General features: G+C 68.8%; 22 protein-coding genes. 14 read left to right on the plus strand and 8 right to left on the minus strand.

The features are described from left to right. The first annotated feature begins 67 nt into the window (after window positions 1–67). The 3 genes from WMF33_RS01280 (at window position 68) to WMF33_RS01290 (ending at window position 1,395) form a co-directional block, all read left to right on the plus strand. Window positions 68–319: an addiction module protein gene (locus tag WMF33_RS01280; protein ID WP_437335424.1), complete on the plus strand. Its 252-nt coding sequence runs from the start codon at window positions 68–70 to the stop codon at window positions 317–319. Further along, on the plus strand, window positions 297–608 hold the full coding sequence (locus tag WMF33_RS01285; RefSeq protein WP_437335425.1) for a type II toxin-antitoxin system RelE/ParE family toxin: 312 nt from the start codon (window positions 297–299) through the stop codon (window positions 606–608). The genes WMF33_RS01280 and WMF33_RS01285 overlap by 23 nt, the downstream gene beginning before the upstream one ends. 364 nt (window positions 609–972) lie before the next feature. Continuing rightward, a complete protein-coding gene (locus WMF33_RS01290) occupies window positions 973–1,395 on the plus strand; it encodes a hypothetical protein (protein WP_437335426.1) in 423 nt (140 codons plus the stop codon). Window positions 1,396–1,569: 174 nt separating this feature from the next. Here WMF33_RS01290 and WMF33_RS01295 read toward each other — a convergent pair whose 3' ends face one another. Beyond that, the gene (locus WMF33_RS01295; protein ID WP_437335427.1) at window positions 1,570–2,532 is read right to left on the minus strand and encodes an ATPase; all 963 of its coding nucleotides are present in this window, start codon (window positions 2,530–2,532) and stop codon (window positions 1,570–1,572) included. Window positions 2,533–3,342: 810 nt separating this feature from the next. On the opposite strand from WMF33_RS01295, the gene WMF33_RS01300 reads away from it, so the two are divergent. Together WMF33_RS01300 and WMF33_RS01305 are read left to right on the plus strand one after the other, a co-directional pair. Continuing rightward, window positions 3,343–4,302 (plus strand): protein phosphatase 2C domain-containing protein, encoded by a 960-nt coding sequence (locus WMF33_RS01300; protein ID WP_437335428.1) that lies wholly within the window; start codon window positions 3,343–3,345, stop codon window positions 4,300–4,302. 153 nt (window positions 4,303–4,455) lie between these two features. Further along, window positions 4,456–5,121, plus strand: coding sequence for a dihydrofolate reductase family protein (locus tag WMF33_RS01305; RefSeq protein ID WP_437335429.1), 666 nt, complete (start codon window positions 4,456–4,458; stop codon window positions 5,119–5,121). A gap of 44 nt (window positions 5,122–5,165) precedes the next feature. Here the strand turns inward: WMF33_RS01305 and WMF33_RS01310 are convergent, their stop codons facing one another. Next, complete coding sequence (locus WMF33_RS01310; protein ID WP_437335430.1) at window positions 5,166–5,681, minus strand: hypothetical protein; 516 nt, start codon at window positions 5,679–5,681, stop codon at window positions 5,166–5,168. Between the two features lie 266 nt (window positions 5,682–5,947). On the opposite strand from WMF33_RS01310, the gene WMF33_RS01315 reads away from it, so the two are divergent. Then, the gene (locus WMF33_RS01315; protein WP_437335431.1) at window positions 5,948–6,439 is read left to right on the plus strand and encodes a hypothetical protein; all 492 of its coding nucleotides are present in this window, start codon (window positions 5,948–5,950) and stop codon (window positions 6,437–6,439) included. A gap of 68 nt (window positions 6,440–6,507) precedes the next feature. On the opposite strand, the gene pabB is transcribed toward WMF33_RS01315, so the two are convergent. From pabB to WMF33_RS01335, 4 genes are all read right to left on the minus strand, one after another. Next, a complete protein-coding gene (gene pabB / locus WMF33_RS01320) occupies window positions 6,508–8,769 on the minus strand; it encodes an aminodeoxychorismate synthase component I (protein WP_437335432.1) in 2,262 nt (753 codons plus the stop codon). Continuing rightward, a complete protein-coding gene (locus WMF33_RS01325) occupies window positions 8,766–9,356 on the minus strand; it encodes an anthranilate synthase component II (protein ID WP_437335433.1) in 591 nt (196 codons plus the stop codon). The genes pabB and WMF33_RS01325 overlap by 4 nt, the downstream gene beginning before the upstream one ends. A 58-nt stretch (window positions 9,357–9,414) precedes the next feature. Further along, on the minus strand, window positions 9,415–13,581 hold the full coding sequence (locus WMF33_RS01330) for an amino acid adenylation domain-containing protein (protein WP_437335434.1): 4,167 nt from the start codon (window positions 13,579–13,581) through the stop codon (window positions 9,415–9,417). A gap of 634 nt (window positions 13,582–14,215) precedes the next feature. After that, window positions 14,216–14,572, minus strand: coding sequence for a hypothetical protein (locus WMF33_RS01335; RefSeq protein WP_437335435.1), 357 nt, complete (start codon window positions 14,570–14,572; stop codon window positions 14,216–14,218). 311 nt (window positions 14,573–14,883) lie between these two features. Between WMF33_RS01335 and WMF33_RS01340 the strand changes: the two genes are divergently transcribed. Both WMF33_RS01340 and WMF33_RS01345 read left to right on the plus strand, forming a co-directional pair. Next, on the plus strand, window positions 14,884–15,252 hold the full coding sequence (locus WMF33_RS01340; protein WP_437335436.1) for a VOC family protein: 369 nt from the start codon (window positions 14,884–14,886) through the stop codon (window positions 15,250–15,252). 95 nt (window positions 15,253–15,347) lie between these two features. Continuing rightward, window positions 15,348–15,743, plus strand: coding sequence for a GFA family protein (locus tag WMF33_RS01345; RefSeq protein WP_437335437.1), 396 nt, complete (start codon window positions 15,348–15,350; stop codon window positions 15,741–15,743). Between the two features lie 58 nt (window positions 15,744–15,801). Here WMF33_RS01345 and WMF33_RS01350 read toward each other — a convergent pair whose 3' ends face one another. Beyond that, window positions 15,802–16,461: a glutathione S-transferase family protein gene (locus WMF33_RS01350; protein WP_437335438.1), complete on the minus strand. Its 660-nt coding sequence runs from the start codon at window positions 16,459–16,461 to the stop codon at window positions 15,802–15,804. Window positions 16,462–16,833: 372 nt separating this feature from the next. On the opposite strand from WMF33_RS01350, the gene WMF33_RS01355 reads away from it, so the two are divergent. The 6 genes from WMF33_RS01355 (at window position 16,834) to WMF33_RS01380 (ending at window position 22,892) form a co-directional block, all read left to right on the plus strand. Continuing rightward, window positions 16,834–17,430: a styrene monooxygenase/indole monooxygenase family protein gene (locus WMF33_RS01355; protein ID WP_437335439.1), complete on the plus strand. Its 597-nt coding sequence runs from the start codon at window positions 16,834–16,836 to the stop codon at window positions 17,428–17,430. A gap of 350 nt (window positions 17,431–17,780) precedes the next feature. Next, the gene (gene xylA / locus WMF33_RS01360; RefSeq protein ID WP_437335440.1) at window positions 17,781–19,112 is read left to right on the plus strand and encodes a xylose isomerase; all 1,332 of its coding nucleotides are present in this window, start codon (window positions 17,781–17,783) and stop codon (window positions 19,110–19,112) included. Window positions 19,113–19,407: 295 nt separating this feature from the next. Next, window positions 19,408–20,928, plus strand: a complete 1,521-nt coding sequence (locus WMF33_RS01365) for an L-fucose/L-arabinose isomerase family protein (protein WP_437335441.1) — start codon at window positions 19,408–19,410, stop codon at window positions 20,926–20,928. A gap of 338 nt (window positions 20,929–21,266) precedes the next feature. Then, a complete protein-coding gene (locus tag WMF33_RS01370) occupies window positions 21,267–21,755 on the plus strand; it encodes an Appr-1-p processing protein (RefSeq protein WP_437335442.1) in 489 nt (162 codons plus the stop codon). A 31-nt stretch (window positions 21,756–21,786) separates the two neighbouring features. Next, window positions 21,787–22,395 carry a GyrI-like domain-containing protein gene (locus WMF33_RS01375; protein ID WP_437335443.1) on the plus strand — a complete coding sequence of 203 codons (609 nt, stop codon included), beginning with the start codon at window positions 21,787–21,789 and terminating at the stop codon, window positions 22,393–22,395. A gap of 110 nt (window positions 22,396–22,505) precedes the next feature. Further along, a complete protein-coding gene (locus WMF33_RS01380; protein WP_437335444.1) occupies window positions 22,506–22,892 on the plus strand; it encodes a VOC family protein in 387 nt (128 codons plus the stop codon). 67 nt (window positions 22,893–22,959) lie between these two features. Here the strand turns inward: WMF33_RS01380 and WMF33_RS01385 are convergent, their stop codons facing one another. Further along, window positions 22,960–24,483: an arylsulfatase gene (locus tag WMF33_RS01385; protein WP_437335445.1), complete on the minus strand. Its 1,524-nt coding sequence runs from the start codon at window positions 24,481–24,483 to the stop codon at window positions 22,960–22,962. Window positions 24,484–24,872 lie beyond the last annotated feature (389 nt).

A 24,872-nucleotide genomic window follows, 5' to 3' on the forward strand; every position in this document is an offset into this window, starting at 1 on the left:
GGCGGCCCATCGAGCTGGAGGCCGCATCGCCGTGCGTGGCGGACCCGAGCCATGCTACAGTTCCCCTATGTCCACCGAGGAACTTCTCGCGCAGGTGCTGCTGTTGCCCCGCCACGAGCGGGCCCGGCTGGCAGAAGAAGTGCTCTCCAGCCTTGAGGAGCCCGACGCCGAGGAGGTCGCTGCAGCGTGGACGGGTGAGCTGACGCGCCGAGCGCGCGAGGTCGAGGAGGGTAAGGTCCAGACGGTCGACTGGGGCACGGCGCGAGCGGAGATCCTGAAGGAGCTCGAGGACCGGCGTGCGGGTCGAGCTTCATCCTGAAGCGCGCGCTGAGCTTCGTGCGGCGGCCATCTGGTACGACGAGAGGCGGCCCGGGCTGGGCGACGAGTTCATCGCCGAGGTCTCGTCGATGCTCGATAAGATTGGAGAGGCCCCGACATCTTTTCAGATTTGGCCAGGGACTTCTCCTGCACCACGGAGCATTCGCAGAGCGATCGTCGACCGTTTTCCGTATGTCATTGCGTTCGAGGTGCACCCCGAGCACACGCTCGTGCTCGCCATCGCGCACGCAAAGCGACTTCCGCTGTACTGGCTCACTCGTGCCTTGTGAATAGCCCGCCCACTACGGCAATGCCCGACGCCGCTTCGCGCTGCGGGTGATTGACAGCGTTGTGCGGGTGCGGGCGAGCTCCACTCCAGCGATTCAGCAAACCGGCGCGTCTCCAGGGCGACGCCATCCTCCCCCGTGATCGTCTCGCCCTGCTCGTCCCAGCCGATGCCGCCCTTGCCCGACGGCCCCAGCGTGAAGGTGACGCCCAGGGCCGTGAGCCGGTCCTCGCCGAGGTAGGCGGTGCCGATCGAATCGCCCCCGCGCCCCGGGCCGCCGTAGCCGCAGTGAAGCACTGTAAGGGGGCAGGAGGTTCGACCGTTCGCCCGGAATGCATACGAGCTTGAGCCGAAAAGCTGGTCGTCTCGTGATCGCGATCGCCGCGCTGCTGGCCGCGTGCGGCGACGCACACCGTCCGGGTGGGCCCCCGCGGGGCGCGGAGCAGCCGCCCGAAGCCGCGGTGACGCCGACTGCGGCATCGACGGCGACCGTCGCCGGCGGGCCGACGGGGGCGCCCCTGCCGCCCGGCCCGGCGACCTGCGCTGCCGCGTCGGACTGCGTGTTCGTGGCCGCGGCCGACCGCTGCTGCTTTTGCGGCACGATCTCGTCGAGGGCGGTCGCGAGTGCGTCCAACCTGGTGATCTACGACGGCAGCGGAGACTTCTTCCGTGAGCTCAACGCCCGTAGTGCCCCCGCGTGCAGGAACCTGCAGTGCGCCCCGTGCCCGCCACCGCCGCAGCTCGCGTGCGTGGCCGGCACGTGCCAGGCCGCGCCGCAGCCAGGCCCCTGATGGGATAGGTGACCGGCGCCGCGCGGACGGTCACGACGCCCCGCAGCCGCCGGCCCCGCCCGAGCCTCCCCCGCGTGGCGCCCGGCCGGGCCGGCGCGCTGGCCGGGGAGCCTCGACCCCTCGCCATGAGCCAGGCGCCCCCCTCCTTGACGCGCCCGCCGCGGCCTGGGGCGATCACCCCTCGTCTTCGTCCTCGCCCGGCGCGCCGTCCTCCGTCGCGCCCTCCTCCGACGCGTCGCCCTCCGTCGCGCCGTTCTCCGCGGTGTCCTCGCCTTCCTCCTCTTCCGCTTCATCTCCGGTGGACGCGGCGCCGCGCGAGACGGGGAAGGGCGCATAATCCCTCATCCTGTCGGTGCCGGCATACCAGTATTCCGCGGCGGCGCGCAGCCGCCGCTCGGCGTGCATGACGAGCGTGTACGCGGCGTCGCGGAGCTTGCGCGCGCGCTGCGCCTCGGGAGAGAACGTCTTGTCGGCGAGCATGCGCGCGAGCTCGGGCGAGAGCGCGCGGAGGCGGGCCGCCGCGTCGCCCTCGCCGCGAGGCGCCTTGCGAAGGGCCTCCGCGTGCTCGGAGCAGAGCAAGAGCAGGTCGGAGACGTCCTGGACCAGATCCGCGTCGCCGCTGCCCGCGCGGATCGCCATGAGCCGCTTTTGCCCCTCGGGGCTGTTCTTGAAGCGGAGATCGAAGAAGCGGAGGAGCGTTTGCCGGTGCTGGGCGGCCTCGGCGGCCGGCCCCTTGAACATCGCGACGGCCTGCTCCTGGCGCTGCTGCACGGCTTGCCAGCGCGATTGCGTGACGCGCAGGAGCTCGATCCTGTCGCGGAGCGCGCGGATCTCCTCGCGTGTCAGCGCGGGCTCGTCGTCGGGGAAGGGGGTGCGGACGAGATCGGCCGCGTCGCGCTCGGCGGCGAGCTGGATGCGGCTCGACCAGATGACGCGCCGGGCGAGCTTGCCGGGGAAAATCACGGTGTTGTCGCCCAGCGACTCGGCCTCTCGCAGGAGCTCGGCCTCGCGGGCGGCGCTCAGCGTGTACGCTGCTGCGCCCGTCGAGGAGCGAGGCGCGCCCCGTGTCTCGCGCGACGCGCGCTTCGTTGCGGCCTTGTCGGTCCTGGACGACGTGGTGGTGGATGCCTTTGCCATGGTAAAAATACGCCTCCTTGTCGGGGCCAGCGCCCCTCGGAATGAGGGGCCGGAAGATCGGCGAGGGTATCGGCGAACAAGGCATTGGCCAGAGGAGAGCACGAGTCGGTCGCGCCGCGAAGAAGCGCTCGGGCCGAGGCTGGGAGAGGCGGTGTGCCGCGCATCGAATCGAGGGGGGCGGCGTGCCTGGCGCCGCGGGCAGCGGGCCGCGGAGGCGGTGCACGAGGGAGGAGGGAAAAAGAGTTGCGCTGCAACCACGAAAGGCGCGCGAGACGACGCCGCGGCTGCACAGGAGACCCATCGGGCCTGCGCAGGAGCCAGACGATGATGACGAAGGACCCCGACGGGGGCGCGCAGGAGGGTCGCGAGGGCCGCGCAGGACGGCGGTTCGTGTAGCGCAGGACACCAACTGGGGGTGCGCAGGAGGGCGCCCAGGCCGCGCAGGAGAGCCTGCGGGGCTGCGCAGGAGACGCACCGGGGCCGCACAGGAGGGCGCCGGGGTTTATCCAGGAGGGCCAATGGGCCGCGCAGGACGGCCGACGGCGCTGCGCAAGAGGGCCGGCGGGGCTGCGCAGGAGGGCCAATGGGCTGCGCAGGACGGCCGGCGGGGCTGCGCAGGACGGCCGGCGGGGCTGCGCAGGAGGGCCGGCGGCCCTGCGCAGGAGGGCCGGCGGCCCTGCGCAGGAGGGCGCCGGGCTTGCCCAGGAGGGCCGGCGGGGCTGCGCAGGACGGCCGACGGCGCTGCACAGGAGCGCCCAGGCTTGTATTGTCCGGGAGCGCCGACGGACTGCACAGGAGGACCGGCTGGCCATGGGACTGTTCGACGTCGTCATCGCCCACGCCCGCTGCCCCGGCTGTGGGCATTCCCCGGAATGGCGCATCCAGTATCGGTACGGCTATTGCCGGCAGCACGAGTACAGGATCGGCGACCCGATCTGCTGGTTCGATCCGCCTGGGCGCCCGGCGCCGCTCGACGATCACGGAGAGAACGTGGGCGGGCTCGTCGCCGTCCCCGGGCTCGTCGAAGCCGGCTGTCCGGGATGCGGCCAGGGCGACGGCGCGGTCCTCCTCTTCCGGGACAACATCGTCTCCAGCGTCGAGATCACGCGCTCGGAAGGCGGCGACGCGTGCGAGCAGATCGAACCTCCCTCGGGCTGGATGCGCTTCTGGTCACGCCGCGTGGCAGGTAGCGCGAACGAGGACCGTCTCGAGCTCTCGTGCCGCGGCGACCGGTGGACCATGGCCGTCGCCGACGGCGCGGGGGGGCTCGCTGGCGGCGCGGCCGCGGCCCGCGCGGCGGTGAGCGCGATGGTGGCGCTCGGCGCAGAGATGGAGCTCGATGCCGACGGCTGGTGCGAGCGCCTCCGTCGGCTCGACGGCGAGCTGGAAGCAACGCCCACGTGCGGCGAGACGACGCTCGTCGTCGTCCAGATGCGCCGAGGCGAGCTGTGGGGCGCCAGCGTGGGGGACTCGGGAGCGCTCCTCGTCGAGCCCGACAGGGTGATCGATCTGACGGCGGCGCAGAGCCGGAAGCCGTTGGTCGGCAGCGGCGCGTGCAGGCCCGCCGGCATCCGACGCCGTCCGCTCTCGGGGCGCCTCCTGGTCGCCACCGACGGCCTCCTGAAGTACGCGTCGCATGCGACGATCAGCGCGCTCGCGCGCACCGGCGGCGTGCAGACGGCGGTGGGAGCGCTGATCCAGGCGGTGACCCTCCCGTCCGGCAACCTGCAGGACGACGTCGCGGTGGTCCTCGGCGAGCACGTCGCCTAAGTCCTTGAATAGACGGTGCTTTCCTGTGACGATCGCCCAGCGAAAGAAAATCTCGTCGGCGTGTCGATCCGCCCCTGGCTCGTTCGTCGCCACTTCAGAAGACGGCGGTCACGACGGCCGCAGGCGATGCCTGCGCCGCAAGGAGTTACGCTCATGTCGAGGCTTCGGGTCAACGCATTTTCAATCTCCATTGATGGTTACGGCGCCGGTCCCGACCAGGATCTGGACAATCCGATGGGCATCGGAGGTATGGCGCTGCACAAGTGGGTCTTGGGCACGAAGACGTTCCAGAGGATGAGCGCCGACTTCGCCGGATCCCTGATCGGCGACCAGGGCGGCAGAGAAGGCGTCGACGACGACTTCGCCGCTCGCGGCTTCGAGAACGTCGGCGCCTGGATCCTCGGCCGCAACATGTTCGGGCCGATGCGGGGCCCTTGGTCCGACGACGGTTGGAAGGGATGGTGGGGCAACAACCCGCCCTACCACGTACCCGTCTTCGTGCTCACGCACCATGGTCGCGCGCCCATCACGATGGAGGGCGGAACGACGTTCCACTTCGTGACCGATGGCATCCATGCCGCGCTGAAGCGCGCGACGGAAGCGGCTCAGGGCAAGGACGTCCGACTCGGCGGCGGCGTCGCCACCGTTCGCCAGTACCTCACCGCCGGGCTGATCGACGAGATCCACCTCGTGATCTCCCCCGTGCTCCTGGGCAGGGGCGAGCACCTCCTCGCCGGCATCGATACGGTGAGCCTCGGCTACACGTGCACGGAGCGCGCCTCCTCGGACGACGCCACTCACGTCGTCTTGACGAAGTAGCCTCTGAGCCCCACGGCGCTGCGCGGGCGGCGACCCCGCGCCGCTCAGCCGCAGCCGCCCTCGTCCTCCCCGCCGCCGCCGCCGCAGTCGTCCCCCTCGACGACCCACAACCCGGTCGCTCCGTCGCATTCGGCGACCGCCGTGCCGCATTCGTTGTTGTAGCTGCACGGCCCCACGCCGTCATGGCCCTCGCAGCTCGTCCCGCTCTCGGGCAGCGCATCGGGGCACGGATCGCACTCCTCGACCCACACGCCGTCGATGCACCTGCTCCAGCAGCCCGAGCAGGCGCTGTCGCATATCTCGTCCTCGTTCGCGCAGGCCGCGCCCGGCTCGGCGCCGCCTCCCAGCTGGTCGCACGCCACGGGGCCGCCGCCGGTGTCGCCCGACGCGCTCGACGACGTCTCGGGGGCGCCGCCGGCGCCGTTCGACGCGCTCGACGACGTGGTGCCTCCGGACGAGTCGCCCCCCGAACCGGTTCCAGTCGGCTGCTCGACGGCATCGGAGCAGGCGAGCACCTGGAGCAGCGCAACGGGGAGGAACCACCGCATCGAGGTCTTCATGCCGTGCCCCTGAAGCACGTGACGTGCCAGCCTCAATCGCGAGTTTTCTGCGTGATTGAGGATGTGCCTGTGCCAGTGTGGGTCTTCTTGCGCACCGTCCCAAGCCCGCCCGGGCAAGCCTATGCCCGCAGCCTGCTCCGCCTCAGGATGCAGGTCGCTGCACGGATACCGAGGAGCTGCATCGCCGCGGCTGCGACGCCGGGCTGCTGACCTGACACACCGGAGTTCTTGCGGTGGCCAGCCTACAGGGAGGACAATCGGGTGAGATGGTGACCACCTCCTCGTCGGTGCAGGTCGAGCTGCTGGAACGGACGGACGTGTACGTGGTGGCGACCTGGCGGCGGCTCATGCTGCTCATCTGGCGCGGGCAGGAGAGCGTCGCCGGCATCGAGCGTTCCCGGGCGCACTTCCGGGCCTGGGCGGAGCGTCAGCCGGGAGGGGCAGCGTTCCTGATCGTGGTCCCCCGTCAGCACACCGGGCCCCCCAACGAGGAGAGCCGGGCGGCGATGCAGCGGGCGGCGAGCGCTCCAGGGGAGTACATGAAGGGCGTGGCCACGCTCGTCGAGGCCGAGGGGTTCATCGCCGCGTCGGTCCGCGCCATCATGATGCGGCTGCAGCCCCGCGGGTCGCAGGCGCCCGCGCCGAACATCTTCCGGACGCCGGCCGAGGTCGCGGCCTGGGCGGCGATGGTGCTGCAGGACCGGGAGATCACGCCCGAGGAGCTCGCGGAGGCGCTCCGCGTGGCGCGCGAGGGCTGAGCGCGCGCCGCCGCCCGCTCGCCCTCGGGCCGGCCCGGTGTGCCCGGGCGGCCCCGCGTCGCCAGCCGTCAGGCTCCGTCGAACACGGCTCCGTTGATCTTGTCGCAGAGCGCCGCGTCGTAGCCGAGCTTCGCGTCGTGGAGGCTCACCGCGGGGACCGCGCCCATCAACGAGTTCGTCAAGAACACCTGGTCCGCGGCCATCAGATCCTCCACCGTGAGGCGCCGGTCCTCGACGGCGAAGCCCCACTGCGGCAGGAGCCGCCGGACCTCGGCCGCCATGGTGCCCGGCAACGCGTGCGCTGACGCGGGGAAGCACGCGGTATCGCCGAACACGCAGCACACGCTCGCGGTGTTCGTCTCCGACACGGAGCGATCCGCGTTGAGGATCAACGCCTCGTCCGCGCCGTGGCGCTTGGCCCAGTCCCCGGCCAGTTTATAGTACATGTAATTGAGGGTCTTGTGGCTGGCGAGGTGCGTGTGCCGGCAGTGCGGATACACCCGGAGGGCCAGCCCAGGCTTCGAGCTCAGGGCGGGGCGCGGCGAATAGGGCCTGGCGCTCGCGAAGAGCACGGGGGACGGCCGCGCGCCGCTCGGCTTGCCCGCGGCCGCCACGAGCTTCACCGCGGCGACCGCGCTCGACAGCCCGTTCCTCCGGATGAGCTGGGCGATGACGTCGGCCCAGGTGACATCCGGCGGCGCGGACTGGAAGAACTCCCGCCAGGCGAGCTCGAAGCGCTGCAAATGGGCCTGGAGCAGGATCGGACGGCCCGCCTGGACGCGCAAGGTCTCGAAGAAGCCGAAGCCATACGCCAGCCCTTCGGCGTCGAGCGGCACCGAGGCGGCTGCGCTGGGTTTGAAGGCCCCGTCCTGCCAGACCGTGCTGGCGGTCCGCTCGTCGCCGCCCGTCGCGGCCAGGGCGTTCATCAGCGTGCGCCCCTTGTGGAGCGTCTCTTCGAACTCACTCGCTGGATCCGAGTCGAAGACGACGCCGCCGCCGACGGAGAACACGACCTTGCCGCCCGTGAACGTCGCGGTCCGGATCGCGATGGATAGATCCATCGTACCGTCGAACCCGACGTAGCCGATGCTGCCCGTGTAGATGTGCCTGCGGACCGGCTCGAGCTCGTCGATGATCTCCATCGCCCGGATCTTCGGGCACCCCGTGATCGAGCCGCCCGGGAAGGTCGCGCGGAGCAGATCGACGGCATCCATGCCGGGATCGAGCTCGCCCTTCACGATCGAGACGAGGTGATAGACGTTCTGATAGGCCTCGAGGCGCTTGTGCTCGAGCACGCGCACCGACCCCGGGCGGCAGACCTTGCCGATGTCGTTGCGGAGCAGGTCGACGATCATCGACAGCTCGGCGTCTTCCTTCGCGCTCTCCAGGAGCTCCGTCCGCAGGGCGTCATCCTCGTCCGGAGTCCTCCCCCGAGGCCGCGTGCCTTTGATGGGTCGCGTCTCCACGCTGCCGTGCCTGAGCTCGATGAACCGCTCGGGAGAGGTCGAGACGATCTGGTGGTCTCCGGCGTTGATGTACGCGAAGAAGGGCGCCGGATTGGCCGCATACATCCTGGCAAAGCAGTCGAAGGGGTCCCCGGCGAACGGCGCCTGAAAGCGCTGGGACATGTTCACCTGGTACACGTCGCCGTCGACGATGTACCTGCGGATCGCCTCGACCGCCGAGAGGTACTCCTCCCGCGAGACGATCGAAGCACATTGGCCGCTCGCCCGCGGCGCCGGCTCGCGGAGCGCCGCCGCCGGCGCGCCGAGCGCCTCCTTGAAGCGCGCCACGTCTCGGCGAAACGCATCGTCGTCCCCTTGCAGGCGCATCGCCAGGAGCGTCGTCGCTCCCGAGACCCGGTCGTGGATCACGAGGATGGCCGGCGCCACGAGGTGCATCAGCGGCAGCTCGAGGTCGTCGATGCTCGTCCTCGGCAGCTGCTCCAGGCAGTCCTTCAGATCGTACGCGAAGTAGCCGAGGAGCCCGCTGGACAGCGGCAGCGGCGCTCCCAGCTCCGGCACGCTGCAGCGCTGCAGCAGGCGGCGCAGCGCGGTGAACGGGTCCTCGTCGAGCTCGACGCGATGGTCGCCGTCGGCGAGCGTGGTCCGCGCGCGGTGACCGCTCAGCGACAGCCAGGGATACACGCCGAGGATGTGGTGACGGGCGGAGTCGAGCTCCCCGCCGCTCATCAGCGCCACGGTGCCGGGCAGATGCGCGAAGCGGCGCACCACGTCCAGGAACGGCTCCTTCAGGTCGAGGGGCTCGGAATGCACCCCCGTCACCCTCCGGAGCCAGGGCAGGCTGACGTCGACCGCAGCTGTGCTCATGACAGCGCTCCTTTCAGCGGACCCGAGCGCAGGAAGTTCTCGACCAGCGTGAACCCGTGCTGGGTGAGGAAGCTCTCGGGGTGGAACTGGACGCCGAAGAGCGGATGGCGGACATGTTGGATCGCCATCGGCACGCCGTCCGTGGCCCGGGCGTTGACCCTCAGCTCCTCGCTGATGCCCGTGATGGCGAGCGAATGATAGCGCGCTACCGTGAACGGCTGGGGGACGCCTTCGAAGAGGCCGGTCCCGTCGTGATGTACGGCGCTCGTCTTGCCGTGCATCGGCACGGGCGCGTGCACCGTGCTGCCGCCGAACGCTTCGTTCATGCACTGCATGCCGAGGCACACGCCCAAGATGGGGACCTCGCCCTGGCAGCGACGGATGAGCTCGGTCGAGATCCCGGCGGCGCTCGGGCTCTTGGGGCCAGGGCTCACGAGGACGTAGTCGGGCCGCTGGCGCGCGACGTCTTCGACCGAGAGCGCGTCGGCGCGGAACACCGAGATGTCCAGGTCGTAGCTGCGGAACATCTGCACGAGGTTGAAGGTGAAGGAGTCGTAGTTGTCGATGACGAGAAGCTTGGCAGGCATGCTCTAGCCTCGTGGTTTCGTGTGAGAGAGGGCGCCGCCTTCCTCCCCGGCGCGGCCGCTACAACATCGTGAGCCCACCGTCGACCGGCAGGTACGAGCCGGTCATGAACCGCGACAGGTCGCTCGCCAAGAAGAGCACGGCGCCCGCCATGTCCTCGGGCAAGCCGTTGCGGCGCAACGGGGACTTGGAGGCGATCGCCTCCTTGACCGCGGGCGCCATCGGCATCGCCGCGTCCGTCAACGTGAGCCCGGGCGCGACCGTGTTGACGCGAACGCCAGAAGGACCCAGCTCGGCGGCGAGCGCGCGCACGAAGGCGTCGACCGCGGCCTTCGCCGTGCTCTGCGCGAGGAACCCCTCGTTGCTGCGCCTGGAGAGGCTGCTCGAGACCGCCACGATGCTGCCGCTCTTGCGCCGGAGCATCTCCGGGACGACCGCCTGGCACGGGAGGAACACCGCCTTGAGCTCATCGCTGACCTTCCGCTCGAGATCGGCCCAGTCGTACTCGACGAAGGGGCGATGACGAAAGTTGATATGAGCGTTCGCCACCAGGACGTCGATGCGCTCGAAGCGCTGGTGGACGGCCTTCACGAGGTTGGCCACGTCGGCGGCGTCGGTCACGTCCGCCCCGAAGACCTCGGCGATCCCGCCCTCCGCCTCGATCTGCTCCTTGACGCGCCGAGCCTGCGCCTCGCTGTCCCGGTAGTTGATGGCGACCCTCGCGCCGTGCTCCGCGAGCAGCAGCGCGGTGGCGAGCCCGATACCACGGCTGCCGCCGGTGACCAGCGCCACCTTGTCGTGGAGCAGCCCCGAGCCCGCCCGCGTCTTCGGCGCTCGTCGAGCCGTGGAGGAGGGCTGCGCCTTTCGCTCGCTGGGAGGCCGGCGCGCGATCTCGCGGTCGATCGCGGCGGCCATCGCGTCGAGCTTGGGCGAATCGAAGAGCTCCGACACGACGAGCTCGACCTGGAATACGTCCTTGATCCTCGCCAAGACGCGCATGGCAGAGAGCGAGTGCCCACCGATGCCGAAGAAGTGCGTTCGGCGGCCGATGCGCGCGGCGGGCACGTTCACGACGAGGGACCAGATGTCGGCGAGCGTGCGCTCGGTCGGGCTCGCCGGGGGCTCGTACGGGTCGCTCTGTTGCAGCTCGCCCTGCGCCTCGAGGAGCGCGCGGCGATTCATCTTGCCGTTCGGCAGCTGCGGCATCGCGTCGAGCAGGACGAACGCGTCCGGCACCATGTACGCCGGCAGCCTGTTTTGCAGGAACGCGCGCAGCTCCAGGAGGCGCACGGCGCTGCCGGGTGCGCTGGTGTAGAACGCGATCAGCCGATCGCCCTGGCCCACGACCGCCCGGGCCCGGATGCCTTCGAAGTCGCCGAGCACCTTCTCCACCTGGCGCACGTCGACGCGAAAGCCCCGCACCTTGACCTGAAAGTCCCAGCGACCGATGTAGTCGAGCGTGCCGTCCGGGAGGTGTCTGACGACGTCGCCCGTGTTGTAGAGGCGATCGCTCGGCTCAGCGCCGAACGGGTTGGCCACGAAGCGCTCGGCGGTCAGGGCATCGAGGCCGTGGTACCCCTCGGGCAAGCTCACGGAGGCGACGTGCAGCTCCCCGGGGACGCCTTCGGGCACCAGCCTGCCCTGGCGATCGAGCACGTAGACCTTTGTGTTGGCGATCGGCGTGCCGATCGGGACGAAATCGCGCTCACCGTCGAAGCTCGCCGTATCGTAGTAGCTGATGTCGTTGAGCTCGGTGCAGCCATAGTTGTTGAGCAGGCGCGCGCTCGGGAACACCTCGCGGAAGGCGAGCACCAGGGCCTTCGGCAGCGGCTCACCGGCGGTGATACATATCTTCAGCGCCGGCAAGCGCCGCCCGCTCGACTGCAGGTGCTCGATGACGCTCGCGAGGTGCGAGGGCCCGATGTTGAGGCGGCTGACGTGGTGCTCGGCCAGCGCGGCGACGAAGGCCGCCGCATCTCGGACGGTGTCGTTGCCGATGAACACCTGCGGGCACCCGTTGAGCAGGCCCGCGAACAGCTCCTTGACCGCGACCGCAAAGACGAACGTCGTCTTCTGGGCGACGACCTCACCCGCCTCGAACGGCAGCCAGGTCTCGAGGGCGCTCAGCCAGTTGTTGAGCTGGCGATGGGGCACCCGGACGCCCTTGGGCTTGCCCGTCGACCCCGACGTATACATGACATAGGCGAGCGCCTCGGGCTGCGCGCGCAGCTCCGGCGGCGTATCCGGGTACTTCGACGCGGCGTTCCAGACCTGCTCGAGCCTGAGGCACCGGGCGTCGTCGAGCTCGAGCAGGGCCTGGTGCCGGGCGCCGCAAACGACGGCGCTCGGGCGCGCGTCCTCGAGGATTTGCCCCACGTAGGACTTCGGGTAGGCCGGGTCGATCGGCACGTACGCCGCCCCCGCCTTCCAGATACCGAGCAGGGTCGCGAGCAGCTCGCCGCTGCGATCCAGACACACGGCGACCAGGTCCCCTCGCGCGACGCCCCGCGCCGCGAGCGCGTGCGCCACCTGGTTCGCGTGCCGCGCGAGCTCGCGGTAGCTCCAGGCGCCCCGCGCGTCCCAGCACGCCACCGCGCCCGGCGAGCGCTCGACCTGCGCGTCGAAGCGCTGGACGAAGGACCAGGCGGGCGCTGGGGTCGCCGGCGCTCGGTTGTACCGCTCGAGCAGCTTCTGAACGTCGGCGTCGCGCAGCAGAGGCAGCTCGAGCACGCGCCGATTCGCGTCGCTGAACATGCCTTCCAGTACCCGCTGATGGTGAGCGAGCAAGCGCTCGATGGCCTCGCGGTCGTACAGATCGGAGGCGTACACCACCTCCACCTCGAGCTCGTCCGCCCCCCCCGAGTACGACAGCTCGATCTCGCATCGCGCAGGGACGTGCTCTCTCGCGAGCAGCCTCCGGACCGCGTCGTCGTCCTCGTCGGGATCGGGGTAAGCGTAGAAATTCACGTCACCCGGCAGCGGAGCGCCCAGCGAGGTCTCAGGGAAATTTTGATGCCTCATGACGATGGGCACCAGCGGGTTCGCGCCGCCGCGACGCGCGACGTCGGTCGCCTGCAGGATCCGTTCGAAGGGCACGGCGTGCTCGAACGCGGTCAGCACCTGCGCGCGCACCGCCTTGAGCAGCGCGCCGACGCTGGTCTGTTCGTCGATCTGCAGCCGGAGCGGCAATATATTGATGAAGAACCCGATCAAGGGCTCGAACTCGACGTCCGTTCGGTTGGACGTCGTGGTGCCGATGCAGAGGTCGTCCCTGTTCGTGTACCGGCCGATCGTGACGCCGAGCGCCGCGAGCAACGACATGAAGAGCGTGCAGCCGTGCTGGCGAGACAGGCGTTCGAGGTTTCGCGCAAACTCGCTCGAATAGCGATGCACGAAGCTCTGGCTCTTCGTGCCGGATTTCGCCTGCCGCGTATGCGTCGTGGGGAGCTCGAGGCTGTCCTCGTAGCCCTCGAGCGTTCGACGCCAGTAGTCGAGGCGCGCGGACGACTCCGAGGCCCGCTGCGAGCGTGCGTAATCCTTGTATTGTACGGTCAGCGGCGGCAAAGCTGGCCGCTCCGCGCGGCAGAACGCCGCGTAAGCGCTCTGGAGCTCCCCCAGAAAGACGGCCTTCAGCGACCAGGCATCCGCCGCGATGTGGTGCACGTTGAACAGGAGCAGGTGCCGGTCCGCCGCCAGGCGCAGCAAGCTCACGATGAAGATCGGACCCCGGAGGAGATCGAAGCGATGCTCGAGGTGTCGCTCGAGGTGCTCCAGCATCCGAGCGCGGTCGACGGCGATGACCGGCAGGCGCACGCGCTCCGGCGGCGCGACGAACTGCACGGGCTCTCCCTTGTCCGTCTGCCCGTAGCAGGTGCGCAAGCTCTCGTGACGGGCGACGATCTCGCTCAAGCTCTGCTCCAGCGCCGCGACATCGAGGTTGCCTCGGACGAGCAGCAGGAGGGGCAGATTGTAGCTCGTGTTCTCTGGACTGCGCTGGTGGTGGATCCACAGCCGCTCTTGGAACAAGGACAGCGGGCTGCCCTCGTCGCCGGTCGCCGGCGGCGCCTGCAGTTCATCCGCCGCCGCCGCTGGTGACGCTGCCGTGGCCGAGGGCGCCATCACGACGGGCTGCAAGCTCGCTGCCTCCTCGCGAACGATGCCTCCCTCGTCGTGCACGAGCCCCGAACGGCCCGTGACGTGAACATACGAACCCTCATCGACAGCCATACCTGCTCCTCCAGGGAGTGGAACGTCCAAACGCATCGGCGATTCGCAGACCCCTGGCGATAACTGGGCTATATTTGTGCAAAGCTAAACCCTGGCTCAAGCTTCTTGCGCGATCGCCAGTATCCCAGTGATACCCAATTGAGCCGCCTCTTTCAGCGCGCGGTCGGTCAGAGGGGCACTCACAGCTCGGCAGGCCGCCGAGGCCGGTCAACCGCCGCAGGTCCTTCTCAAGTATACCAAGAACGGTCGATCATGCGCGTTCGGGCGTGCGCCGCGTCGTTCATTCCCGCAAGGGAGCACGAGGACCTTACCACGATCTGGCTTTGGTCGGAGGGTTTGGTAGGTTCGCGCACACGAGACCACGCTCATGTTGGTCGCGTGGACGTAGTGATGACTGCAGAGCGTGTCAACGGATTTGAAACAGCGGGAGCGTGGATTCCAGAGGGAAGCAGCTTACCGTCTCGAGAAAACGGCGCGGCGCGCTGAGGTGCGGAAGGCATCGGTGCAGACGGTGGCTCTGGGCTCGGAAACGCTGTCAACGTCCAAACAAGCGGTTTGTTTCATGGAAGTTTCTGATGGACATGGAATTGGCAATCTGATCCTAGTCACCCGGTCAGTAGAACAGGCCTTGCCTTCAGTCGCGCACGGTCACCTTGGCGTACAGCGCGACGAGGGCGATGGTCGGGTGGCCGTTCTCGCCCCCTTGCCGCCTCGGCCGCCGCGGCCGCCGGCCCCGCCCGAGCCTCCCCCGGCGGCGCCCCTTGGACGCCCCCGACGCCCCCCTTGGACGCGGCGCCGCACACGCCGAGCCCGCCCCTGCGGCGGCCGCCTCCGCCGCCGCCCTGGCCCGGCCCGGCGCGCCCCAGTCGCCGTCGCCGGCCCGGTTCGCTTCCCACCCCACGACGCTCGGGAGCCCGCCCTCGCACGCGTTCACCGCTGCAGGCCCGCCCTGCGCGGTGGAGAGCTCGGCGAGGTGCGACGACCTGAACACCCCCGCCGCAGATCGGTCGGGCCGCCGCGGGGGCACTTCGCGTGCGGAGCGGTAGGGCATCGAGGGCGCGCTCTCGCCTTCGTCCGGTGTAGCGCCGCACGGTCCCGGGCCGGTCTCCTTGACAAGGTGGGGCAGCCGTCGGATACGCTACCTTCCGACGATGCGCGGCGGCGGCACGAGGGGGTCGGTTCGGAGCTCAAGGCGCTCCACGCGGAAGCGGCGGTCAGCGGTCGAGAGGGCTGATCACGCCGAGTGGCCGCGGTCGACGATGCCGCGAGGCGGGCGCAGGCTCGCACACTGCAGGAGAGCTCATGTTTGACCACGTCGTCTTCGGAGTCAGCGACTACGCAGCGAGCAAAGCGTTCTTCCTCAAGGCGCTCGAACCGCTCGGCGTAGCTGTCGTCGTGGAGGGGCCGCTCGGCCTCGAGCTCAGCGCAGACGGTAAGTCGTCGTTGTGCATCTGCCAGACCGAGGAGAAGCCGGCGCGTCTTCACCTGGCCTTCACGGCCGAGAATCGCCAGCAAGTCGAGGCTTTCTATCGCGCGGCGCTGGAGGCGGGCGGCAAAGACAATGGCGCGCCTGGTCTGCGCCCGCAATACCACGCGAACTACTATGCAGCGTTCGTCATTGGCCCGGACGGGCACAACATCGAGGTGGTTTGCCACGACCCCGAGGCCTGACCTTCCCATCGAGGGGACGTCCACGAGCGGGCTTCACCCACCCGCGGCCGCCCCCGTGTCGATCGTCGGGCGACGCCATCCACCGGAGCACCATGATGAGAAATCGCCTCGCGAGCTGCAGTTGCGGCAAGTTGTCGGCCGAGGTCGATGGCGAGCCGATTCGCGTGTCCGTCTGTCACTGCCTGGCCTGCCAACGACGGACCGGAAGCGTGTTTGGCGCTCAGGCCAGGTTCGATCGCGCGAACGTGAAGATAAAGGGGCAGGGGAAGGACTTCGTTCGAATCGGAGACGAAGGGACGAAGAGCACCTTCACGTTTTGTCCTGAGTGCGGCGCCACCGTCTATTACGCGATGGCCGGGCACGAGGACGTGATCGCCATACCGGTGGGAGCCTTTGCGGACCCGGCCTTCCCCGGTCCAACGTCTTCGGTCTATGAAGAGCGAATGCACGGCTGGGTGGTCATGCCGCGAGACATCGAGCACATGCGCTAGGCGACTGAAGTCATCCTCGCCCCGTCCGCGCTGCCCCGCCGTGACGAGGGCTCGCGCTCTAGCGGATGTCGTCGACGCTCACGCCGAGTCGCTCGGCGTAGAGGCCGAGGGTGCGCTGCCACGCCGGGCGGGCCTGACAGCGCTCGAAGTAGGCCTTGAGCCTCGGGAAGGGCTCCATCAGGTCGGTCTTGCGGATGCTGCGCAGGACGCCGGCCATCATGATGTCGGCCGCCGTGAAATCGTCGCAGGCGATCCACTCGCGGTCCTCGAGGCGGCGCTCGACGTCGCCGAGCCAGCGGCGGGCGAGCTTGGGCACCTCCGCGTGCAGCGTGCGCGCGGCCTTGCCGCTGTCGAAGATCCCGATCATGTCGAGGCACACGAGGGTCGGCTCGACGGTGCCGACCGCGGCGAAGCACCACTGGACGACGCGGGTGCGGCCCTGGACGTCGCCCGGGATCAGCTTGCCGGCCTTCTCCGCCAGGTAGAGCACCACCGCGGCAGATTCGGCCACCACGAAGCCGTCGTCGTCGATGACCGGCGCCTGGCGGAAGGGGCTGATGCGGCGGTAGGCGTCGCTGTCGAGCTCGCCGGCGGTGTGGTCGAGCGCGTGGACGCGATACGGCAGCCCGGTCTCCTCGAGCGCCCACTGCGCCCGGAGGTCTTTCGTCTCGCCGATCCCCTCGGGGAAGATTCTACCGAAGCCATAGAGCGTGATCATGTCGTTCTCCGATCGGTGGCCGGATCCCCCGGCCGGCGCCGGAGCGTGCCATGCCGCGGACGGCGGCGCGAGCTCCGGCGCCAGGCCGGTTGACCCAACCCGACGCGGCCCAGCGAGCCGACCCGGGTCGAGGCATGAGCGATCCAGATTGACGCATGAGCGATTGCTGCTCCTCGGCGTCGATTCCACACATCCTCCTCCCGACGACGGTGGGCCGCTCACCTGCGCTCCTCCACAATACGCGGCCTGATCGAGGCCGCCGAGGAGGAATTCAGGGCGTCACTCGCGCTCTCCCCGCCGACCCGGGCGCGCCAGCGGGCGCTCGGCGTCGCGCACTGGGAGGCGGCCGAGCACGCCACGCGCGTCGTCCGGATGCGCGTGGCGGCCGATCCGCCGCTCGGCTTCGTCAGCAACCCGCCGGATCACATGCTCTTCATCGACATGCGCGTCTATCTGCCCCGGCTGCTAGAGGACTTCGCCGCGCGCGGCGGCCGCGTGGTGAAGGCCTCGCTCGACGCGGCCGGCGTCCGCGACCTCGCCGCGGGGCACGACCTCGTGGTCGTCGCCACCGGCCGCGCGGGCCTCTCGGACCTCTTCCCGAGGGTCCCCGAGCGCAGCCCGCACGCCGGGCCCCAGCGGCGGCTCTTCGCGGGCCTCGTCCGCGGGCTCCGCATGCCCGAGCGGCTCGAGTTCATGTTCCAGCTCTCCCCGGGGCACGGCGAGATCTTCGAGAACCAGTACCTCACGCTCGGCGGGGTCGAGCCAGCGCTGCTCATCGAGGCGAGCCCCGGCGGCGCGCTCGAGCCGATCACGCGGATGCGCTACGAGGACGATCCGGCGAGGTTCGACGCGGCGCTGCTCGACGCGGTGCTCGCGCACGCGCCGCTCACGGCCGAGCGCGTCGATCGCCAGTGGGCGATCCTCTCGTCGCCCGACGCGGCCGCCCGCTTCATCGCGAGCCACGCCTGACGCGGGGGACCCCGGCGCTCCACCCCGTCGCGGCGCACGCCATCGTGCACCGGGGCCTGGTGGAGCGGCTCGGGGAGCGGCCCGCGCAGCGCCGGCGCCCCCGGACATGGCAGTCGCTGGCCGGTCGGGGCGAGCTATGGCGCGCCGACGCGGCGGCTTGCGCGGCGCGCAACGAAGCGCGCGACGAAGCGCCGATCAAAGGGCTGGACTGACTTAGTAAATAGTGCTAACTTACTCTCGGACCACGTGATGCAGGCCGTGGAAGGCCGCCGTGATGATCCGTCAACCCCGTGGTGCGCCTGGTCAGGGTCTGACGAAGGTGCACGCAAGCCACGAGCAGGAGAGCCGCCATGACCGTCGTGATTGGAAACAAAGAGTACTTCCCCGGTGTCGGCAAGATCCCCTACGAGGGGCCTGAGTCCGACAACCCCCTCGCCTTCAAGTGGTACGATGAGAGCCGCGTCGTCGCTGGCAAGCCCATGAAGGACCACTTCAAGTTCGCCGTGTGTTACTGGCACACCTTCTGTGGTCGCGGGCACGACCCGTTCGGTCCGGGGACGATCAACTTCCCGTGGGACGAGGGGAAGGACCCGCTGACCCGCGCTCGCATGAAGATGGACGCGAACTTCGAGTTCATCACCAAGCTGGGCGCGACGCACTACTGTTTCCACGACATCGACCTGGTGGAGGAGGGCGACAGCCGCGCCGAGACGTCGCGCCGCCTTCAGGGCATCGTCGAGTACGCCAAGCAGAAGCAAGCGCAGTCGGGCGTCAAGCTGCTGTGGGGCACGGCGAACCTGTTCTCGAACCCGCGCTACATGAACGGCGCCTCCACGAACCCGGATTTCTCCGTGGTGGCCTACGCCGGCGCTCAGCTGAAGGACGCCCTCGACGCCACCATCGCGCTGAACGGTGAGAACTACGTGTTCTGGGGCGGCCGCGAGGGGTACATGAGCCTCCTGAACACGGACATGAAGCGCGAGAAGGAGCACTTCGCGCGCTTCTTGACCATGGCGCGCGACTACGCGCGCGCCCGGGGCTTCAAGGGGACCTTCTTCATCGAGCCCAAGCCCATGGAGCCGTCGAAGCACCAGTACGACTTCGACGCCGAGACGGTGATCGGGTTCCTGCGCCAGCACGGCCTGGACAAGGACTTCAAGCTCAACCTGGAGACGAACCACGCGACGCTCGCTGGTCACACCATGGAGCACGAGATGCAGGTGGCCGCGGACGCCGGCATGCTCGGCAGCATCGACGCGAACCGCGGCGACTATCAGAACGCGTGGGACACCGATCAGTTCCCCTACAACGTCAACGAGACGGTGGAGATGATGCTCATCCTGCTCCGCAGCGGCGGGTTCCAGGGCGGCGGCGTCAACTTCGACGCGAAGCGCCGCCGCAACTCGACGGATCTGATCGACACCTTCCACGGCCACATCGGCGGCATGGACGTGTTCGCCCGCGCGCTCATCATCGCCGACGACCTGATCCGCAAGTCGCCGCTCGAGTCGATGCGCAAGGCTCGTTACGCGTCGTTCGACGGCGGCAAGGGCGCAGAGTTCGAGCAGGGCAAGTTGACGCTGGAGCAGCTGGCCGAGATCGGCAACGCTGGTGGTGAGGTCAAGCTCACGAGCGGTCAACAGGAGCTGTACGAAAACATCGTCAATCGGTGGATTCGGTAATTCGATAGGGCGCGCGAGCGAACGGCGTCTTAGGCGCCGCTTCAGCTCGCCCCCACCCTCGCCGCCGTTCTTCGAGAAGATCACGGCGACGAGCTTCATCCTGCCGTTACAGGTCGGCTCCGAGAGCCCTGACCCTGCGGAACACGGTTGCTTGTCCCGTCCGCCGCGGACGCGCGCCAAGCCCCTGGGCTGGACGGGCGCGCTCGTCCATCGTCGCGGGTGGCGGCAGGTACAGGGGAGTTGGACAAATCGAGGGCGGTCCGCGGACCGCGTCGGACGTGGAAAGAGGTTGGCGATGGAGACGCGCAAGCCGGTCATTCTGGGTTTCATGGGCAACCGGGGGTTCTTTCCCACAGAGTTCGCGGTGGAGGGCGCGCGGGCGACGGCCGGGGTCGTAGAGGCGCTGCTCGGAGAGCACGTCAAATACGTCGATCTAGGCAATGTGGAGTCCTACGCGGACGCCAAGCGCGCTGCGGGGGCGGCTCAGGAGTATCGGCAGGGAGTCGATGGCGCTGGCGCTATCGGCGTGATCTGCTCGATGTACAATTTCTCGGATGAGAACGGCATCCGGGACTTCCTGCGCCTCGCGGATCTGAACATCCCGGTCTTGATCCACACGGAGCCGGACGTCCGTGGCCAGGGGAGGATGGGGGAGCGGGGCCGTCGCGACGGCGCTTGTGGCCGTTTCTCCGCGGCCAACGCCCTGCGCCACATCGGCTACCCCTACACCTTGACGACGAAGCACTGCGAGTCGGTGCGCTCCGCCCAGTTCGCGCGGGATCTGCACGCGTTCTATGCCACGTGTGTGCTGGCCTCCAAGTTCCGGCGTCGCGGCCGCGGCGTTCGCCTGGGGCTGGTGGGGTCGGGGCCGGACGCCTTCCAGACGGTCACCCACGTCTCCACGGAGCTCCTGGGGCACATGGGGTTGAGCACGGTGGGGCTGGAGCTGATCGCCCTGGATCGGCAGATGCGCCAGGTCGATGCAGCGCAGCTCTCGGACAAGCGCGACGAGATCCGCGCCCACTTCGGCGCGGTCGATGTCCCGCCGTCTTCGCTGGACGCCATCGCGCGGATGGGCGTGGTCTTCGACCGCTTCATTCGCGACAACGACCTGGACGGCATCGCCGTGCGCTGCTGGACGGAGATGCAGAAGTACCAGATCGGCGGGACGGTCGGGGTCATGCCGTGCACGTGCATGAGCATGCTCTCGGACAAGCTCTTGCCCGCCGCGTGTGAAACGGACATCGCGGGCTGGATGGGGATGTACATGCTGCAATGCGCGTCCGGCCTGGTTCCGGTCCTGGGGGACTGGAACAACATGTTCGACGACGACCGAGAGGAGGTTGACCTCTTTCATTGCGGCGTCTGGGCCAAGAGCGTCATGCACCCCGGGGCCAGGATCACGGAGCATCAGATCCTGGCCAAGGAGGTGGGCAAGGAGAACAGCTGGGGCGCGGTCGACGGCGATCTCAAGCCCGGCACGTGCGCTTTTTTGCGTCCGTGCACCAACGCGCGGGAGGGCAACATTTTCATGTATGGCGGCGTGGGGCGCGTGACGGAGGAGCGCATCAAGACCTTTGGCACGCGCGGTCGCGTCCACATTCCGCGTATCCAGAAGCTCTTCCGCCACGTCACCGACCCCAAGCGGGCGGTGGAGCACCATACGGCCCTCGTCGTGGGTGAGGGCCAGGCGATCGCCACCACCATGAAGGCCGTGCGAGACGCCCTGCCGTACATCAACGCCCAGGCGGGCCTGAGCCAGGCAGGCCGCGAGTTGATCGAGTACTACGAGCACAGCACGGTGGAAGAGCTCTAGCGGCTCGAAGGCGGCGCGCGTCGACGAGGCAGCACGAGCGCCGCGTCGAGCGATCGGAGGCTGAGCGCCTCGTGCCGAGGGCAGGGCCGCAGTCCGGGCCCCGCCTCGGCCGGCCACCGCAGCGGCCGGCCCTGCCCGAGCCTCCCCCGGCGCCCCCCGTGGACGCCGCGCCGCGCACGCCGAGCCCGCCCCCGCGGCCTCCTCCTCCCGCCCTCGCGAGCCACGGACCGTCGCCCATGACCCGGGCCGAGGTGGGTCCCGCTCGTGACCCGGCCGAATTTGCGGTACGCTTCCCCCATCATGAGCGACGTCGAACCCGCTGGTGAAGCAGAGGACTGATGACAACGATCAACTACGTGGTCGGCGACGCTACCAGGCCGGTCGGCGAGGGCTCGCGGATCGTCGCCCACGTGTGCAATGACGTCGGCGGCTGGGGGCGGGGCTTCGTGACCGCGCTGTCGGCGCGCTGGGCTGCGCCAGAGGTAGAATACCGCCGCTGGCACCGAGGTGAGCTCGCCGATCCGCCGTTCGGGCTTGGCCAGGCGCAGCTCGTGGAGGTCGAGCCCAGGTTGTGGGTCGCGAACATGATCGGCCAGCACGACGTGAGAGCGCGCGGCGGGGTCCCACCGGTGCGCTACGAGGCCATCGACGCTGCGCTCGCGGCGGTCGCCGCTTTCGCGCGTCAGCGCGACGCGTCCGTGCACATGCCTCGCATCGGGGCAGGCTTGGCCGGAGGCAGCTGGAGCGAGATAGAGCCCCTCATCGAGCGGAACCTGTGCTCGGCGGGGCTTAGCGTCAATGTCTATGACCTCCCGGGTCAGCGGTGAGCCGCCGCCCCGCCTAGCCTCAGGTGCATTCGTGTCGAAGGTTGATCTCAAGAGAGAGCTCAAGCATCTGTACCAGGCGTCCGCGAAGGAGGTGGTTCAGGTCGAGGTGCCGACATTCAAGTTCCTCATGATCGACGGCGAGGGGGACCCCAACACATCACAGGCGTACGTCGAGGCAGTGGAGGCGCTGTTCTCCGTCTCCTACACGGCGAAGTTCATGGTGAAGAAGGGGTCGCAGGGGATCGACTATGCGGTCATGCCTCTCGAAGGCCTATGGTGGTCGGATGACATGTCCGTCTTCACCGCCAACGATAGGTCGAGGTGGAAATGGACGATGATGATCATGCAGCCTCATTTCGTGGAGGATGCGGTGATCCACGCGGCCATGGCAGAGGTGAGGCGAAAGAAGGCGCTCCGCGCGGTAGACGCCCTCAGGCTGGAGAGCTTCACCGAAGGATCCTGCGCTCAGGTACTTCACATCGGCCCCTTCACGGAAGAAGGGCCGACCATCCAGCGAGTCCACGATTTCATCGATGCGCGCTCGGCGCTCGCAGGAAAGCACCACGAGGTGTATCTGAGCGACATACGGCGCGCCGACCCAGCCAAGTGGAAGACCATCATCCGCCAACCCATGGAGTGATGGCTGACAGACCGTTCGCGCCGACGCCGCTTCGCGGTGCGGCTCGACTCAGGCTTCGCCCGCAGAAGACACGCGCTCCCTCACCACCACGACCCGTCCTCGGAGGTTCTATGAAGCGAGTTACTGGCATCGGCGGCATCTTCTTCAAAGCCAAAGACGCTCCGGCGCTGCAGGCTTGGTACAAGCGGCACCTCGGGATCGATGTCCAAGCGTGGGGCGGCACGGCCTTTACCTGGACCGACGGCGAAGGGAAGCCGGTCGCCGGCACGACCGTCTGGTCCATCGCCCCGGCAGAAGGCGACCAATTTGCGCCCAGCGCTGCGACGTTCATGGTCAATTACCGGGTCGAGGACCTCCACGCCCTCGTTCAAGTCTTGCGCGAAGAAGGCTGCAACGTCCTCGAGAAGATCGACGACTCCGAGTACGGCAAATTTGCCTGGGTCATCGATCCAGAAGGAAACAAGGTAGAGCTTTGGCAGCCGCCTGCCGGCCAATGACCAGGGCGATCGGCCTCAGCACGATTCTGCGGCCTGACAGATGCTCCCCGTCATGTCTGGCGGTCGTTCAATCAGAGGTGCGCTGCATGCTCTGGAGGATGGTGTCCAGGTTCCACGTCTCCGGCTTCTGCCGGGGCGGGAACTTCTGGAACGAGGCCACGAACTTCCTGGCGAAGGCGAGGGCCGGGATGATCGCGAACGCGTGGTCGATGCGCCACTTGTCGTAGAGGATGCTGCCCTGATCGGCCTTCTCGAAGGGATCGGTCCGGAGGTCGAAGAGCTTGGGCAGGCGGAGCGGCACGAAAGGCTCCTGCCAGACGAGGAGCCCCTGGGCGCGCTGCTCGGCGAAGACGACCTTCCAGCGATCGTAGCGGAGGGCGACGACCTGCCCCTCGTCATTCACGTAGAAGAACTCGCGCCGCGCGCTCGGGCCGGCGCCGGAGAGCAGCGCCGTCTGATCGTAGCCGTCGAGATGGACCCGGAACGTCTTGCCGCCGGCGCGGTAGCCCGTGAGGAGCCGCTTCTTCACGTCGCGCACGCCCGCCGCCGCGGCCAGCGTGGGGAGCCAGTCCTCGGACGCGACGATCGAGGTGTCGATCCGGCCGGGCGCGATGACGCCGGGCCAGCGCGCGAGACAAGGCACGCGATAAGCACCCTCGTACTGCGTGTTCTTCTCGCCCCTGAACGGCGTGGTCCCGCCGTCAGGCCAGCTGAACGACTCGGCGCCGTTGTCGGTCGTGTAGATGACGAGGGTGTCCCCGGAGATGCCGAGATCGTCGAGCGCCGAGAGCAGCCTCCCGACGTGCCCGTCGTGCTCGACCATGCCGTCGGCGTAGACGCCGAGCCCGGTCTTGCCCGCGGCCTCGGGCTTGAGGTGTGTCCATACGTGCATGCGCGTGCTGTTGAACCAGACGAAGAAGGGCCGCTCCGCCTCGTGCGCGCGCTCGATGAAGCCCAGCGTGGCGGCGAGGACCTCCTCGTCGATGGTCTCCATCCGCTTGCGGGTGAGCGGCCCCGTGTCCTCGATCCGCTGCCCGCCGCGGCCATCGGCCCAGCTGTGGACCACGCCGCGCGGGCCGAACTTCTCCCGGAACTTCGGGTCCCTGGGGTAGTCCGGGTGCTCGGGCTCCTCCTCGGCGTTCAGGTGGTAGAGGTTGCCGAAGAACTCGTCGAAGCCGTGCATCGTGGGCAGATGCTCGTCGCGGTCGCCGAAGTGATTTTTGCCGAACTGCCCGGTGGCGTAGCCGAGCGGCCGGAGGATCTCGGCGATCGTGGGATCCTCGTCGCTGAGCCCCCGCTTCGCGCCCGGGATGCCGACCTTGGTGAGGCCGGTCCGGAGCGGCGTCTGGCCCGTCATGAGGGCGGCGCGCCCGGCGGTGCAGCTCTGCTGTCCGTAGTAGTCGGTGAAGAGGATCCCCTCGCGCGCGATGCGGTCGATGTGGGGCGTCTCATAGCCCATCATCCCCCGGTTGTACGCGCTCAGGTTGAACCAGCCGATGTCGTCTCCCATGATGATCAGGATATTCGGCTGCTCCCTGCTTCCCTTCCTGGTGCGAGCTCCGCCGCGCGGACGCCGTGCCTGCTGTCCCATGTCCGGATCATGCGCGCGGGCGTCCAGACCGGGAGCAGGGCGGCGCGTGATTCATCTACTGAGAGCACAGAGGAGAGAGAAGAAATAGGAATTCTTAATTCTCTTCACTCTGTGCCCTCTGTGCCTCTGTGGTTCATTTTCTCGGGGTTTCAACCCGTTCGGTGTCCTAGAGCCCACTGAGCCCGCCCCGCAGCTGCCGCAGCGCGGCTCCGTCCAAGTGGACGATTCCGCAGCCGCGCACGCGCGTCCCACGTCCCCGCGGCGTCCCGCGCGCGGTCGCGCAATCGCCTCCTCATGATGCGTTCAGGCAGGCCTTCCACACCTCAAACGCCTGCGATTACCGCGACGTAGCACCAGGCGGAAGCCTTCCTAACGTATAGCTGCACCCT

Origin of the sequence: Sorangium sp. So ce394, from assembly GCF_051474665.1 — a bacterium.
Lineage (GTDB): Bacteria > Myxococcota_A > Polyangia > Polyangiales > Polyangiaceae > Sorangium > Sorangium cellulosum_D.